Origin of the sequence: Enterocloster aldenensis (assembly GCF_003434055.1) — a bacterium.
Lineage (GTDB): Bacteria > Bacillota > Clostridia > Lachnospirales > Lachnospiraceae > Enterocloster > Enterocloster aldenensis.
Genome location: NZ_QVEX01000002.1, coordinates 1 through 15,470, shown reverse-complemented (window position 1 = coordinate 15,470; position 15,470 = coordinate 1). Strand labels below are relative to the sequence as shown.

Below are 15,470 nucleotides of genomic sequence, written 5' to 3'. Positions count from 1 at the left end.
TGTATGACCTACAAAATAATTGGAGACAGCTGTCTTGACCTGACAGACGAGTTAAAGAAGGATTCCAGATTCCAGATGATACCGCTTACACTGCAGGTGGGCACTGCCACCGTGGTGGATGATGAGACATTTAATCAGAAGAAATTCATAGATATGGTAAAGGCCTGCCCGGAATGCCCGAAGACAGCGTGCCCTTCACCGGAGACATTTAAGGAAGCATATGAGGCAGCGGATGCAGAGGGCGTGTTTGTGATTACCCTGTCCGGACATCTGAGCGGCAGTTATAATTCAGCGGCGTTGGCCAAGAAGCTGTATGAGGAAGAGCAGGCGGAAAAAGGCGAACAGGCACAGAAAAAGCAGGTAGCTGTCATAGACTCCTTATCCGCGTCCTCAGGTGAACTTAATATCGGGCTGTTCATCCAAAGCCTTTGTGAAGCCGGGCTGGAATTCAGCCAGGTCCTTGAGAAAGCCCTTGGGTTCAGGGACAGGATGCATACCTATTTTGTCCTGGAGAGCCTGGATACACTGCGCAAGAACGGAAGGCTTTCAGGACTGCAGGCATTTTTCGCAACCGCACTTAATATCAAGCCGGTCATGGGCGCTGATTCAGGCGTCATCATCAAGCTGGACCAGGCCAGGGGAATCAATAAGGCGCTTCAGCGCATGTGTGATATCGCGGTAAAAGAGGCAGGCGATACAAAGGATAAGGTGGCGGTGGTCTGCCATGTGAACAACGCGGAGCGGGCAGAGTATACAAGGGCAGAACTTATGAAGAGAGGGCAGTTTAAGGATGTGCTGATTACAACCGCAGCCGGGGTGGCCACTGTCTATGCCAATGACGGGGGAATCATCCTGGCAATTTAACGCAAGAGGTTTTGAATGGACAAAAGGAACATAATGCTGACAGCTGTGATTATCCTAGGAATCATGCTGGCAGGAATAACAGGATATCTTGTGTGGAGCACTGTACATGACAGATACGTGAAGGCAGAGGATATAGGCGCCTTTAAAGACAGCGCGCCGGATATGGGAGTACCCGGCGGATCAGGGCATGGGGGCCTGGCAGAGGGCAGGCCGGAAGATGGGGACAGCCTGCATGGAAACCGGGGCGGGAACGAACCCTGGGACAGCAGCGGGCCATGGGACCCTGCATCGGACGGACAGCCGGCAGATGCAGGGGACGGACAGGGGCCCGGAACGGCCGGGGATTCCCTGGAAAATGGTTTGGGAACAGCCGGGAGCGGGCAGGACATGGGCGATAAGGGCGCTGGTGCGGATGGGACAGATGATTCCACCATCCATTTTGTATTTGCCGGGGACATACTATTATCAGATCATGTGCTGGGCGCCTATAACAAGGCTGGGGATATAAGCGGTGTGGTGGATGGGACATTCCGTTCCGTCATTGACAGCAGCGATGTATTTATGGCTAATGAGGAATTTCCCTTCAGCAGCAGGGGGACGGCTGCTGCGGATAAGCAGTTTACGTTCCGTCTGCCACCTGAGAAGGTATCCATATTCCAGGAATTGGGAATTGATATCGTGACCCTTGCCAATAACCATGCCCTGGATTTTGGGACCGATGCCCTGTTGGATACATGCCATACATTGGACCAGGCCGGAATATACAGGGTAGGTGCAGGCGCCAACCTGGATGAGGCCAAAAGGCCGGTCATCATGGAAATAAAAGGAAAGAAAATTGGATTCCTGGGGGCATCCAGGGTAATCCCCGTGGGGTCGTGGAATGCAACTGCCAATGGTCCGGGCATGCTGACCACCTATGATCCGGCCCTTCTGCTGGAAGAGATAAGGAAAGCCAAAGAAGAATGTGATTTTGTTATCGTGTACGTGCATTGGGGAATCGAGCGGGATGAACGCCCCCAGGACTACCAGAGGACCATGGGAAAGCAGTATATCGATGCAGGAGCCGACATGGTAATCGGCAGCCACCCCCATGTGCTTCAGGGAATGGAATATTATAAAGGGAAGCCAATCATATACAGTCTTGGCAATTTCATATTTGGCAGCAGCATCCCCAGGACAGCGCTTCTTAAGGCTGACTGGGACGGCGTGACCCTTTCCCTTGAACTGGTGCCCGGCACTTCCTCAGGCGGATATACGCGCGCCATGACCGATGATGCAGAAAAGCAGGGGTTTTACCAGTATATGACCAGCATATCGTATGATGTGGCGGTGGATGAGGAAACAGGGACATTATCCGGAGAATAGTCCGGGAAGCAGTGTTCCCGGAGCAGTCCGGGGGTAGGAAGGCAGTCCTATCCCCGGACTGTTGTCTTGCATCCCGGTCCATTGCTTTCTGTCTCCGTAGGGTTGTTTTGTATGAAAGGAACGTTCGTTTGGTCCGTGATGTGTCCGGGCCTTTTTATTTTGTTCAGGTTTCCCAATCCACTTTCTGACACTATTCTTTCAATTTCATTAAATCCATAGACAGGATCCCTGCATAAGATTACAATGGAAAGGCTGGTCTAGGGTCTGTTTGAAAATTCATTCCCGCCATCTGCGCGCCCCACTTCGCGGCATATTTGGTCCCAATTCGGTCAACGTAGCCCGCTACGCCTCCCTCATCGGGACCAAATCTCCCACAAAGTGGGACGCACAGCTGACGGAAAGCAATTTTCAAACACACCCTAAAGCAGCATGAATTTTATGAATGTGAAACTTTTTGGCATCTAATTCCGTCTAATAAAGTAAAGTGATTAAATTACCCTGTACAGGAGATAAATATAGATGATTTACAACACAAAAAAAAGGGCAGATAAACATGCCGGTGCAAAATCCTTATATAAGAAAAGGCCTGCCGGCTTCAAAACCAGGAGGCGGCCAGGCAGGACACGCCGTGTCGGCATGGGCAGGGAAGGCTTCCATTCAACCCTGCGGTTTGGTGGAACCCTTGCCATTGTTCTGGTGGCAGTGTTCTGTATGGTGCAGTTGTTATATTATGGAAAAAATTTATATGCCGGTAACCGTGGCCTTGCCACATCCGGCTGGACAGCTGTGATTGGGGCAGGCAGGAACAAGGGGGAAGGAACTGGCGGAAACGGGGCTGCAGGGCCGGGTGGAAGCGGTGAGGACAGGAATGGCGGTCCTGACGGAGAAAAGGATATAAATCAGACAGATCCATATGGCGGTGGTTCAGACAGCGATGGTTCAGGCAGCGGCGGTTCAGACAGCACGTATGTAAAAAACGAAGGTCCGTCAGATGGCAGGGGCAATTCCCCGGAACAGGCAGAGCTCACAGGTCCTGGACAGAATCAGACCCTTCCGTCGGTTCCCGGCGTCCTCCAGGGAAACGCTGTTTCAGATGGCGCAGGGAAAGCCCTGGCACCGGACCCTAAGACCATTGAGCCGCTGGGAGGATTGGGCAGTGAAAGCGGGCCGGCCGTGGCCGCAGGCCCGCCGGCAGCCGCATCCTCGGCAGGAAGCGTTGATATGGCAGGAAAACTGTCATCCATTCCAGGGCCTGTGGATGGGACAAAACCCATGATTGCATTTACCTTTGACGACGGTCCTTTTACCAAGGTGGATCAGAGAATCCTGGATGTATTGGATACGTATGGAGGAAGGGCCACGTTCTTCATTGTGGGAAGCCGTGTCAATGATTATAAAGATACCCTGAAACGGATCCACGATTCCGGGTCCGAGATCGGTAATCATACATATAACCATAAAAACCTGGAAAATCTGGCTCCGGAGGAAGTCATTTCCCAGATTGAGATGACCAATGACGCAGTGGAGGCAGTGACCGGCTTTCGGCCCAAACTGGTCCGGGTGCCTTACGGCGCATTTAAGGGCCAGGTATCAGGGCTTGTATCCTATCCCATGATTCAGTGGAATATTGATACGGAAGACTGGTCCAGTAAGGATAAGGATGCCATTCTTTCCGCCTTGTTATCCCAGGCAAGGGATGGAAGCATCATACTGATGCATGACCTTTATCCCTCAACGGCGGAAGCATTTGAGGCCGCAATCCCCCAACTGGCTGCCCAGGGTTACCAGTTTGTAACGGTCAGCGAGATGTATGCTGCAAAAGGTATTCCCCTGGAAGCCGGGCAGGTATATTTTAATATTCATAAATAGGAAGTATATGGAAAACAGGAGGCCGCTGCAGGCCTCCTGTCCATTTTCAAACAAATCCTAGGCATCACCTATTCCTGTCCATCTAAAAACTGTTCCCCGTAACCATAATGTTCAACCACATAATCAATATCCTTGTCGCCCCTGCCGCTTAAGCATACCAGGATGGAGCCCTGCCTCATTTCCTTTGCCCTGCGCATGGCGTAGGCAACGGCGTGGGAGCTTTCAATGGCCGGGATGATTCCTTCGTACCGGGATAATTTGAAAAATGCTTCCATGGCTTCCTCATCACTGACCGTCTCATATCTCACCCGTCCCAGGTCATGGAGGAATGCGTGCTCCGGTCCAACGGAGGGGTAATCCAGGCCGCTGGCAATGGAGTAAACCGGGGCAGGCTCGCCATTTTCATCTTTCAGCATGATGCTTTCAAAGCCGTGCATGATGCCTTTTTCGCCAAACTTCATGGAGGCTGCGTGGTCGCCCAGCTTTTCGCCTCTTCCCAGAGGCTCGATTCCGGTAATGTCAACCGGGTCGTCTAAAAATGGGATGAACATACCGATGGAATTGCTGCCTCCTCCCACGCAGGCGCATACTTCATCCGGTTGCATGCCTGTCATCTCGTAGAACTGGTCCCTGGCCTCATATCCCACAACTGACTGGAAATCCCGCACCATCAGTGGGAATGGATGGGGACCTAAGGCGGAACCGATGCAGTAGATGGAGTCCTTATAGTTTTTGGCATAAGATTCAAATGCCGAATCCACTGCTTCCTTTAAGGTTTTAAGGCCATGGGTGACCGGTACCACCTTTGCGCCCAGGATCCTCATCCTGGTAACATTGGGCGCCTGCTTTGCAATGTCCACCTCGCCCATGTGTATCTCGCATTCCAGGCCAAAGAAGGCGGCGGCCGTTGCCAGGGCCACGCCGTGCTGTCCGGCGCCGGTCTCTGCAATCAGACGCTTCTTGCCCATGAATTTGGCAAGAAGGCCCTCGCCCATACAGTGGTTCAGCTTGTGGGCGCCGGTGTGGTTAAGGTCCTCCCGCTTCAGGTAAATCTGGCAGTTCCCGATTTTCTTGGACAGCCGCTCGCAGTGGTAAACCGGTGTGGGCCTGCCCTGGAACTCCTTGCGTATCCTGCGCAGTTCATTGATGAATTGGGAAGAGTGGCAGATGGTCTGGTAGGCGTCTGCAATCTCCTCAAAAGCAGGGACCAGCTCATCGGTCAGGTAAGCGCCCCCATAAGGGCCAAAACGGCCGTCCTTATCGGGATAGTTCTTTAAATATGTCCTGTAATCCATATCTTTCTCCTTTAACGTATGGTGATGTTATCCATTATAACTTTATTTAGGGGACATTTCAATCGCATTTCAGCTTGAAAACAACTCCTGTCAGTAGTATCCTTTTATATATAAGCATAAACAGCCTTATTTCCGGCATGGTCAGCCAATCATGACCGCCCGTCCGGATAGAGGCGTGTCTGACAATGGCTTTTAGCTGCATGCAAGGTCTGCAGGGCAGGATCAAAGGAGGTATATGCCATGAAAAAACTAGGGCTGGTGGGCGGAATGGGACCGGAATCCACTGTTCCCTATTACCGGGGGATCATCTATGGGGTGCGTGAGAGGATGGGCAGCAATGTACTGCCTTTTCTTTCCTTGGAAAGTGTGGATGTGTTTCACATCCAGAGGTTCTGCAATGAAGGGCGGTACGATGAACTGACCGGGTATCTGCTGGCAGCAGTCAGGAATCTGGCGGCGGCAGGGGCAGAGTTTGCCGCATTGTCTGCCAATACGCCGCATATTGTCTTTGACCAGTTAAAGCAGCAAACGCCCATTCCGCTGGTAAGTATTATTGAGGCTGCCTGCGAGGAAGCGGAAAGACGGGGACTGTCAAGACTGGGGCTGATGGGGACTATATTTACCATGAAAGGAAGCTTTTTTAAAAAGCCCTTTGAGGAAAAGGGAATCCAGGTCATAAGCCCCAGGGAAGAGGAGATGGCATATATCAATGAGAAGATATATACGGAGCTGGAATTTGCGGATGTCAGGGAAGGGACCCGGGAAGGGCTTGTGAGGATCATAAGAAGAATGGTGGAGGAAGATGGGATACAGGCCATCATCCTGGGCTGCACCGAACTGCCGCTGGCCCTGGATGACCGGATTTGCCCGGTGCCTTGCCTGGATACCATGAAGATACATGTGCAGGCGCTGGTGGAGGAGATAATCATTGGGTAGGAACCGGGAGACAGCCGGAATATAAATAAAGCCAGAGGATGGAGGCATTTATAATCACAGTCCCCGATTCAGGCAGAGGCCAGATAGAGGAAATACTGTCCGGGATAACGGGGGTTTAGGGGGACGGGATGTGAGGCAATGTTATAGGGATGGAAATAATGAGCTGTGCGTGCCTGAATATGCTAAAAACAGCAAAATTGAGGGAAGTAATAATCTCTCTTTTATCAATAAGGAGGTATCTATGAAAAGAATCATCCTGGCTGCATTATTAACAATCAGTATGAGTTTCACTGCATTTGCCGGACAGTGGCAAAAGGACGCCAATGGCTGGTGGTATCAATATTATGATGGCTCTTATCCATATGATGAATGGATTATAATACAATCCGAATGCTACTATTTTGATCATAATGGATATATGCTTTCTGACACAATAACCCCGGATGGATACCAGGTGGACGAGGATGGAAAATGTAATGCAGAGCCCAAAGTAATCAGTAATAATGGCATACGGTGCTGGAATGAAAACGCATCCATAGCGATTGAAGGCGAGCCGGTTCCTCTCTATGAAAGTGAATACCATCATGGTAAACTGTGTTATATTTTAGATGACAGTGTAGGCACATTCCACTTGCCCAGTTCAAAATGTAATATTAATCCTGACGGTCATGAGATATGGCTTCGCGGCATAATATATCCAGATGGTCAAATCATGTCCTTGAAGGAGACTGTGGTTTATCCACTTGAATACGATAGGGAGTACAATATGGATTTTACCGGGGAAGGCTTATCTGCTTATGAGCTGTCACAATTTTGCAACAATCATGATGTTACCATTTGGATTGAAGTGGTGGATAAAGAAACTGAAATTCCTATGGGATATTGCAGTCAGAGGATTGTTCTTAGATACGCTTCTCCGGCAAGTATTCCGACAGGTGCTATTGGGTGAACCAGGCGCCGCCCTCAGTGCTAAAGCGTCTGTATCTCTGTATAGCAATAGGTGGGGAGTATCTTTCAAACTAAGAACAGTGTGCCTGGCTGATATAATATCCATACGCCATGCACACTGTTTTATTATTTTTAATTTAATTTGATAATTACCAATATCTATAGCCTGCGCGCAATCGCCTTTATAAAGTCCCCGCTGTTCAGCACCACCGGATTGGGATTGGTGGTTATCAGGGCCAGGTCCTTGGTCATCTCACCTTCCTCAATGGTATCCAGGGTAGCCTTCTCCAGCCTGTCGGCAAATTCCATCAGTTCCCGGTTGCCGTCCAGCTCCCCGCGCTTGCGCAGGGCGCCTGTCCATGCGAAGATGGTGGCAACGGAGTTGGTGGAGGTCTCCTCGCCCTTTAAGTGCTTGTAGTAATGACGCTGCACGGTTCCGTGGGCAGCCTCATACTCAAAGTTACCGTCCGGTGACACCAGGACAGAGGTCATCATGGCCAGGGAACCGAAGGCTGAGGAAATCATATCACTCATCACATCGCCGTCATAGTTCTTGCAGGCCCAGATATAACCTCCCTCGGACTTCATGACACGGGCAACCGCATCATCAATCAGGGTGTAGAAATAGGTGATTCCCGCATCCTCAAATTTCTTTGTGTATTCCGCATCAAAGATATCCTGGAAAATATCCTTGAAGGTATGGTCATACTTTTTGGAAATGGTATCCTTGGTGGCAAACCACAGGTCCTGTTTGGTATCAAGGGCATAGTTGAAGCAGCTTCTGGCAAAGCTTTCAATGGACTTGTTCACATTATGCATGCCCTGTACGATGCCCGGGCAGTTAAAGCTGTGTACCAGTTCACGGCTCTCTGTTCCATCCTCAGCCGTGTATACCAGTTCTACCTTTCCGGGTCCCGGAATCCTCATCTCAGATGCCTTATAGACATCGCCGTAAGCATGTCTTGCAATGGTGATGGGCTTTTTCCAGCATTTCACACAAGGTTCAATCCCCTTTACCACAATGGGGGCGCGGAACACGGTGCCGTCCAGGATGGCACGGATGGTGGCGTTTGGACTTTTCCACATTTCCTTCAGATGATATTCCTCCACACGGGCAGCATTGGGGGTGATGGTGGCGCACTTGACAGCCACACCGTACTTCTTGGTGGCGTTGGCGGAATCAATGGTTACCTGGTCATCGGTTTCATCCCTGTATTCCAGGCCCAGGTCGTAGTACTCTGTCTTCAGGTCTATGTATGGCAGAAGCAGGTTGTCCTTAATCATCTGCCAGAGAATCCTTGTCATCTCATCGCCATCCATCTCCACGATGGGGGTGGTCATCTTAATTTTGTCCATACTGTGTCCTCCTGATTTTTCGCATTATGTTATAGTATACGACGAATTGCTTTTCAACACAAGAGCTTCGTTCCCTAAAAATTGGGATTTATAAAGGAAAATGCTTACCCTGCCACGTATTCCTTTCCTTAAATCTCCGGTGAAGGCTGTTGAGGACCAGTCGCTTGTTCCTGCTCCACAAGGGAGAGAGCAGAAGCTTTTTGGGACCGTCCCCTGTAATCCGGTGAATGGTCATGTCAGGGGGAAGCAGTTCCACGCAGTCAATCACAAGGTCAAGGTATTCCTCCATGGCAAGTACCGGAAAGGGCGTATCACGGTAAATCCTGGCCAGGTCAGTGCCTTCCAGGATGTGGAGCAGCTGAAGCTTTATGCCGTCAGCTGTCGGTCCGCGGTTCCGGCTGCTGCCGTCGTTGCCGCTGCTGTTCCAACTGCTGCCGTCGTTGCCGCTGCTGTTCCAGCTGCTGCCATCGTTGCCGCTGCCAGCCATATCGCTCCAGCCGTCTGCATCCCTCATATTCCCCGCCAGATACCGCACCGTATCAAGCATCATTTCCCTGGTTTCCCCGGGAAGCCCCAGGATGACGTGGACTATGACCGTAATCCCGGCCTCCTTAAGCCGGCGAAGGGCGGATTCGTAGACAGGCAGGGTATAACCCCTGCGGATGAACCGGGCTGTGGACTCATGGATGGTCTGCAGGCCAAGCTCCACCCATACCGGTTTTATTTGATTAAGTTCCCTCAGCAGGTCCACCACGTCAGGCCCCAGGCAGTCCGGTCTGGTTGCAATGGACAGGGCCGCTGTGTCAGGGTGGAGGACAGCGTCCGTAAACACAGTCCTGAGATGGGAGAGAGGGGCATAGGTGTTGGTATAGGACTGGAAGTAGGCGATATAGGAGCCAGGGCCGGACATTTTCCTTTGTACCTGTAACTTGGCAGCCTCAATCTGTTCATGGACGGAATCCATCACAGGCGCTGCAAAGTCCCCGGAACCTCCTGCGCTGCAGAAGATACATCCGCCTCTGCCAAGGGTCCCGTCCCGGTTAGGGCAGGTCATGCCGCCGTTTAATGAAAGCTTGTATACTTTATGTCCGAATTGTTTTTTTAGCTCATAATCCAGGGAGTGATAAGGTTTGCCGTTCCAGTCCATACCAGGTGCACCGCCTTTTTGGTTTTCTCATTTTTGGATTATAGCAGGAAACCAGGGGCATTTCCATAAAAATTAATACAAAGCCATAAAATATCCTATTGTGGGCAAAGGCCATGCTGTGATAAACTAATCCCATACAGGGGTGGCATCCCCTGATTTTGTGTATGATAAAGGAGAGGTAAGGCATGAAGGTAAATGAGACCATTCAGATGATGGAAAGTGAAGGCGCTAAAACACTTCTGGCTAAATTATACGGAGAGGATGCCGTGGCAGGGAACGTGGCGCGGTATCAGGAACTGCTGAAAGGGTATGAAAAGGCCTTTGGGGACAGCGGTGACGTCCTTTTATTTTCCTCACCGGGACGCACGGAAATCAGCGGAAACCATACGGACCACAATCACGGCAAGGTGCTGGCGGGAAGCATTAACCTGGATTGCGTGGGCGTTGCCGCAAAGAACAGCTCCAGCCATGTACATATTGTAAGCGAGACTTATAACCAGGACTTTACCATTGACCTGAACCATCTGGAACCCAGTGAGAAAAAGGCAGGGACAGTGGACCTGGTAAAAGGCCTTTTAAAGGGGTTTGAGGAATCCGGATATTCGGTCGGAGGATTTAACGCATATATAACAAGCAATGTCATCAGTGCGGCAGGCGTCAGTTCATCCGCATCCTTTGAGATGCTTCTGTGCTCCATGCTGAATACATTTTTTAATGAGGGCCGTATGGATACCGTGGCTTATGCACATATTGGCAAATACTCCGAGAATAACTACTGGGACAAGGCTTCCGGCCTTTTGGACCAGATGGCCTGCGCGGTGGGCGGACTGATAACCATTGATTTTGTGGAACCAAGCGCGCCAGCAGTGGAGAAGATTGATTTTGACTTTGGTTCCCAGAACCACAGCCTGATCATCGTACAGACAGGAAAAGGCCATGCGGACCTGAGCGCGGATTATTCTTCTGTTCCGATTGAAATGAAGAAGGTGGCCCAGTTCTTTGGCAAGGAAGTGCTGTCACAGGTGACGGAGGAAGAGGTGATTGGCAACCTTTCAGAGGTGCGCCGGTTTGCCGGTGACCGTTCCGTGCTCCGCGCCCTGCATTTCTTTGAGGAGAACAAAAGGGTGGAAGCAGAGGTGTCTGCCTTAAAGGAGAACCGCTTTGGCGATTTCCTGGCCAATATCACGGCTTCCGGCAATTCCTCCTGGAAATGGCTCCAGAACTGCTTTACAAACAGCAATTATCAGGAACAGGGAATCACCGTGACCCTGGCCCTTACGGAACTGTTCATTGCCGAGAAACAGAAAGGCGCCTGCCGGGTCCACGGAGGCGGGTTCGCCGGTGTCATCATGGCCATGCTGCCCAATGAACTGGTGGATGAATACATCGGTTACATTGAAGGATGCACGGGCAAGGGAAGCGCATTCAGGATGGGCATCCGTCCTTACGGAGCCATCTGCGTCAATGAATACATAAAATAAAAGGCAGTCCTGTCCGCGGATTTTGTCGATGAAAGGGCGGTAAATATTGTAAAATCAAGTGGTCACCAGGGGGACATTGCGGTATAATGAGACTCAGGAATGATATAGGGAGGAGAATCGGTATGATAGGTAAGGAAACATTGGAACTCCTGAAAGAAGCATTGTCTGAGAGCAGTTATACGGTAGCTGTCTGCGGTTCCGGAATGCTGGAGGAAGGCGGTATCCTTGGACTTAAACAGGAGGGACGTGCCTGTGAGATTGAGCAGGAGTATGGGCAATCCCCGGAGGAACTGTTCCACATATCCTGTTTTTCCAGGAGACCGGAACTGTTCTATGATTTTTACAGGCGTGAGATATTGGAAAAGATACCAAGGATGACCCCGTCCGTGGAGGCGCTGACAGAGATGGAAAGGCGGGGGATGCTCCAGTGTATTGTGACCACCAGCATTTACGACCTGCCCAGGTCCGCTGAGACAAAGAATGTAATATACCTCCATGGGGGGATATATGAAAATACATGCACCCATTGCGGGAAGCATTATTCCATGGAATACATAAAGAATTCAAAGCACGTTCCCCTGTGTGGGGACTGCGGCCATATTGTCCGCCCCGGAACATTCCTGTACGGGGAAATGGTGGACAGCCAGATGGTGAGCCGCACCACACAGGAGATATCCAGGGCCGACGTACTCCTTGTACTGGGAACAAGCCTGCGCTCCGATGTATACAGTCATTATATCCGGTATTTCCAGGGAAAGAAGATGATTATCATCCACAGGTTGCCCAGGCCGCTGGATGAGAGGGCAGATATGGTGGTTTATGACCTTCCCCAGAATGTGCTGCCGTTGTTGGTGGGGGAAGGGTAACGATTAGACTATATGGAGTATTCGCCTTAGGCGGACAAGGCGCAATCGGCAATCGACGTTTGTGAGGAAAGTAAAGAAATGCTCAGCACAAAAAAATTTGCTATTTTTTTAGTTGGCATTATTAGCGCTGTCAGCTTGATAGCGTGTCAAAAAGCCAATGCTAATCAATCAAATACATCAGATACCGAGGAAACACAAAAAACCGTTCTTGAAATGGAAATGAATGAAAATTACAGTAATTCAGATCCTTTTGAGAATGGACGCCTATTTTGTGTGTCCGAGGATACAGAAACTTTAGACGCAGAGGTTTATTTTCAGATGGATGGCGAAAGTGGTATTGTGGAAATAAAAGACAGAAATGCAGACGAGGTCTTATGGAGCAATACATGGGTTGAAAACGCTAGTGGTGATACCGTTACAGTTTCGTTCAATCATCTACAAAAAGGGAAAGAGTACGATGTACGGTTTACTGGAACTAAAATAAAACATGCTGTTGTAAAAGTTACTTTTGAAAGTGGATTGGTTCAAGAAAAATCAAGGCCTTCAAAATAAGCTTCCCGTTTATAGGGCTGATTAAACTTCGCCTTATTGGTAAAATGCACAGATACGGATACAGGTAATACAATAGCGGCAGGCAGGGTAACCCACCTATACCCTCAGAAAAGGGTTTCCCTGTATAAAAAATAGGTAATTGGCCTTTCACTTGCGCCCTAATGGACATTTTCGCTATTCTGTTATGGCTTGTCCCCCCTGTTAGGGGACATGTCAAAATGGGTATTTGCTCATTGGCGGCCCTCCACCAGCCGCATAAAAACAGCGGTCTCGATTTTGAAAGCCGCTGTACCTATAAAGGCATAAAACATATCCGCTGTACGACGGCTTTTTTTCTTTTGCCGTCGTGCGGCAGATAATAAATGATTAGATTTTAATATTGATTAACAATTAAAGAAATAGAGCAACAGCGCAATAAATAAGTAAAAGGGCCATAATGGTATTTACCAGCCTTGTATGTTTGGAGAAGAATTTACAAAATGCCGCTCCGGACAGCGCCCATACAAAAGAACCAGAAGCTCCAATTAGAGTTAGTATGACAGTAAATCCGACAAGCGCCGCAACAGAATGATAAACTGGAAGAATATAAAGTGACATAGCTGTAATGGCATAAATATAAATTTTAGGATTGGCAAATTGTAATACCATACCTGAAAGAAAACTGGCCTCCTTGCCGCCGTCAGCGCTTAAATCTGAAGAACTTTTCCAGACTTTCCATGCAAGGTACAGCATATATGCAGCCCCTAATATCTGCATGACAATCTTTACTTTAGGGAGAAACGAATAGAGCGTTGCGCTAAAGGCGGTGCAAACAGACATAATGACTGCAAATCCGGCCAGTATGCCGAGATTAAAACGAATACTCCGACGGAATCCCAGCCGTATTGCATTGCTCATGGAAAGCAGATTATTTGCGCCCGGTGTGTAAGCCGTAATAAAGCAATAAATCAGAAAATCATATAAATGAAACATAGTAACCTCTTTCTATTTCAACAATGATAAATAACCACTTATGAAAATTACAAGTACAATAATTGGCAGGATATAGCTGATGTACTTTCTTGCAAAGCCCGGATATGGCAAGCCTTTTCCGATAGCTGTTTCTTTATGGAAATTATCCCACCCCCACCCACAACGCCGGGTACAAAATAGGAGGAATACCAAACTTCCCAGCGGTTCAAAACTTTTCCAAATGTTAAATCCAAACACGCAAGGTAATGGCAGCAGTAACAGCAATACAAGATTGACGGCAGCTGATTTTTTTCTGCTGCATCCCGTTAAATCCATTCCATGGGTAACGATATTTTCAATTACTGCAATGACAGTGGAAATAGCTGCAAATATACATTCCGGCACTCCATTTTTTTGCATGGTTCCAAAGTCGGGATAGAGGTAGTAGCCCAATCCTATTTCCGCATTGGGGAGCATGACAGACCTGACGGCTAAGACAATTAAAAGGCAGAACAATAAGGACATCATAATTTTGGTTACACGTTCCACACCTTTTTGTAAACCGATTGCACAAATAGCAAATGAAACGACAATCACAACAAACGAGCAAACAATCATGTCATTAGGGTTTCCCAGTAAATCAGAGAATACGTTAGCAACTTCGTTTGAAGTAAGTCCTTGAAACCTGCCCTTTACCATTTCTACAAAGTAGTAAAGCAGCCACCCACTGATTACCGTATAAAACATCATCAGCAAATAGTTTCCAATGATTGTTGCATACTTAAACCAGTGCCATTTTGTGCCTTTTGGTTCCAGAATATTAAATGACAGTGCTGCGCTGACTGGCCCGGCCCACCGCAAATTCCATTACCACATATAGCTCCTTTCCTCTTTACAAACCTATATTGAAATTGTATAATGGTACAAAACGATTATTATATCGTACAAGTACGATACAATAATACATCTAGTGCATTATAATGTCAAGAGAAAGGAGCGATTTTTTTGGATTCAATGAATTTGATAGTCGCTAAAAACATTAAGCGGTTGCGTGAAGAAAATAAATTAAGCATGGACGAGCTTGCAAAGTTGAGCGGCGTTAGTAAGAGTATGCTTGCACAAATTGAACGCGGTGATGGGAATCCAACTATATCCACATTATGGAAGATTTCAAATGGAATGAAAGTGCCATTTGACGCTTTAACCGTTCGTCCCAAAAGTCCGTATGAGATTGTCAAAACATCAGAAATTCAGCCCTTACTTGAAGATGGCGGAAAAGTAAAAAACTATTCTATTTTCCCGGATAATGATAACCGTAGATTTGCAGTTTACTATCTGGAATTGGACGAGGGGAGTTATTGGGAATCCGAACCACATTTAAAGGGAACCACTGAATTTATAACCATCTTCACGGGCCAAATTGAGATTCATGCTAACGGCCAAAGGTTTGTTGTTGAAAAGGGCGAAAGCATACGAATTAGAGCCGATACCGTTCATTCATACAAAAATATTGGAAATGAATCTGCAATATTGCACATGATTCTTTTTAATCCCTAATTATGTTTCAGAGGGAGCAATTCCCAATGCAGCAGTGTCTTTTTTAGAGAGATTTGTCTATTGTGAATAGGGGCTTTTTCCGCTAAAACAATAGCGGCAAGCAGGGTGCAGGGGGAGAAAACACAGACTTTCCCCGCCTGCTTGCAAATGGGCGCATTTCCCCCTATAATGAAACTATCGGATTTATGTGCCGTCCTACTCGGCCAATCCTCTATGGTGTTGTCAAAGTCCGGCAGGAACGAAAAAGGGTTCTATACTGAATGTTGGGGTGTACTGAAAAGCA

The 15,470-nt window shown here is 48.5% G+C and carries 15 protein-coding genes and 1 pseudogene; 10 read left to right on the top strand and 6 right to left on the bottom strand.

Annotated elements, in window-relative coordinates; translation table 11 throughout:
• Positions 1–3: 3 nt before the first annotated feature.
• On the top strand, positions 4–864 hold the full coding sequence (locus DWX59_RS06405) for a DegV family protein (RefSeq protein WP_117557343.1): 861 nt from the start codon (positions 4–6) through the stop codon (positions 862–864).
• 15 nt (positions 865–879) lie between these two features.
• On the top strand, positions 880–2,229 hold the full coding sequence (locus DWX59_RS06400) for a CapA family protein (protein WP_117557341.1): 1,350 nt from the start codon (positions 880–882) through the stop codon (positions 2,227–2,229).
• 238 nt (positions 2,230–2,467) lie between these two features.
• Here DWX59_RS06400 and DWX59_RS29840 read toward each other — a convergent pair.
• Positions 2,468–2,581, bottom strand: a pseudogene (locus DWX59_RS29840) (DUF6783 domain-containing protein); the annotation flags it as partial.
• Here DWX59_RS29840 and DWX59_RS29835 point away from each other — a divergent pair.
• Together DWX59_RS29835 and DWX59_RS06395 are read left to right on the top strand one after the other, a co-directional pair.
• Complete coding sequence (locus DWX59_RS29835) at positions 2,540–2,662, top strand: DUF6783 domain-containing protein (protein ID WP_329827522.1); 123 nt, start codon at positions 2,540–2,542, stop codon at positions 2,660–2,662. The pseudogene DWX59_RS29840 and the gene DWX59_RS29835 sit on opposite strands and share 42 nt — an antisense overlap.
• Positions 2,663–2,748: 86 nt before the next feature.
• Positions 2,749–4,098: a polysaccharide deacetylase family protein gene (locus DWX59_RS06395; RefSeq protein ID WP_117557339.1), complete on the top strand. Its 1,350-nt coding sequence runs from the start codon at positions 2,749–2,751 to the stop codon at positions 4,096–4,098.
• A 68-nt stretch (positions 4,099–4,166) separates the two neighbouring features.
• On the opposite strand, the gene trpB is transcribed toward DWX59_RS06395, so the two are convergent.
• Positions 4,167–5,393 (bottom strand): tryptophan synthase subunit beta, encoded by a 1,227-nt coding sequence (trpB, locus tag DWX59_RS06390; protein ID WP_117557337.1) that lies wholly within the window; start codon positions 5,391–5,393, stop codon positions 4,167–4,169.
• A 240-nt stretch (positions 5,394–5,633) separates the two neighbouring features.
• Between trpB and DWX59_RS06385 the strand changes: the two genes are divergently transcribed.
• Both DWX59_RS06385 and DWX59_RS28985 read left to right on the top strand, forming a co-directional pair.
• Positions 5,634–6,329, top strand: a complete 696-nt coding sequence (locus tag DWX59_RS06385) for an aspartate/glutamate racemase family protein (protein ID WP_117557335.1) — start codon at positions 5,634–5,636, stop codon at positions 6,327–6,329.
• A gap of 130 nt (positions 6,330–6,459) precedes the next feature.
• Positions 6,460–7,278, top strand: coding sequence for a hypothetical protein (locus DWX59_RS28985; protein ID WP_207660404.1), 819 nt, complete (start codon positions 6,460–6,462; stop codon positions 7,276–7,278).
• Between the two features lie 158 nt (positions 7,279–7,436).
• On the opposite strand, the gene DWX59_RS06375 is transcribed toward DWX59_RS28985, so the two are convergent.
• Positions 7,437–8,633: an NADP-dependent isocitrate dehydrogenase gene (locus tag DWX59_RS06375; RefSeq protein ID WP_117557333.1), complete on the bottom strand. Its 1,197-nt coding sequence runs from the start codon at positions 8,631–8,633 to the stop codon at positions 7,437–7,439.
• Between the two features lie 88 nt (positions 8,634–8,721).
• Positions 8,722–9,780, bottom strand: a complete 1,059-nt coding sequence (locus DWX59_RS06370; RefSeq protein ID WP_117557330.1) for a tRNA modification radical SAM protein MnmL/YtqA — start codon at positions 9,778–9,780, stop codon at positions 8,722–8,724.
• Between the two features lie 185 nt (positions 9,781–9,965).
• Here DWX59_RS06370 and DWX59_RS06365 point away from each other — a divergent pair, with 185 nt between their 5' ends.
• The 3 genes from DWX59_RS06365 (at position 9,966) to DWX59_RS06355 (ending at position 12,679) form a co-directional block, all read left to right on the top strand.
• Positions 9,966–11,261 carry a galactokinase gene (locus tag DWX59_RS06365; RefSeq protein ID WP_117557328.1) on the top strand — a complete coding sequence of 432 codons (1,296 nt, stop codon included), beginning with the start codon at positions 9,966–9,968 and terminating at the stop codon, positions 11,259–11,261.
• A gap of 122 nt (positions 11,262–11,383) precedes the next feature.
• Positions 11,384–12,127 (top strand): SIR2 family NAD-dependent protein deacylase, encoded by a 744-nt coding sequence (locus DWX59_RS06360; protein WP_117557326.1) that lies wholly within the window; start codon positions 11,384–11,386, stop codon positions 12,125–12,127.
• Between the two features lie 78 nt (positions 12,128–12,205).
• Positions 12,206–12,679, top strand: coding sequence for a DUF4624 family lipoprotein (locus DWX59_RS06355; RefSeq protein WP_117557324.1), 474 nt, complete (start codon positions 12,206–12,208; stop codon positions 12,677–12,679).
• A gap of 390 nt (positions 12,680–13,069) precedes the next feature.
• On the opposite strand, the gene DWX59_RS06350 is transcribed toward DWX59_RS06355, so the two are convergent.
• Positions 13,070–13,651 carry a LysE family transporter gene (locus tag DWX59_RS06350; RefSeq protein WP_117557322.1) on the bottom strand — a complete coding sequence of 194 codons (582 nt, stop codon included), beginning with the start codon at positions 13,649–13,651 and terminating at the stop codon, positions 13,070–13,072.
• Between the two features lie 12 nt (positions 13,652–13,663).
• On the bottom strand, positions 13,664–14,329 hold the full coding sequence (locus DWX59_RS06345; protein WP_207660403.1) for an SLC5/6 family protein: 666 nt from the start codon (positions 14,327–14,329) through the stop codon (positions 13,664–13,666).
• Between the two features lie 306 nt (positions 14,330–14,635).
• Between DWX59_RS06345 and DWX59_RS06340 the strand changes: the two genes are divergently transcribed.
• Positions 14,636–15,187 (top strand): helix-turn-helix domain-containing protein, encoded by a 552-nt coding sequence (locus DWX59_RS06340; protein ID WP_117557318.1) that lies wholly within the window; start codon positions 14,636–14,638, stop codon positions 15,185–15,187.
• The last annotated feature ends 283 nt before the right edge of the window (positions 15,188–15,470 follow it).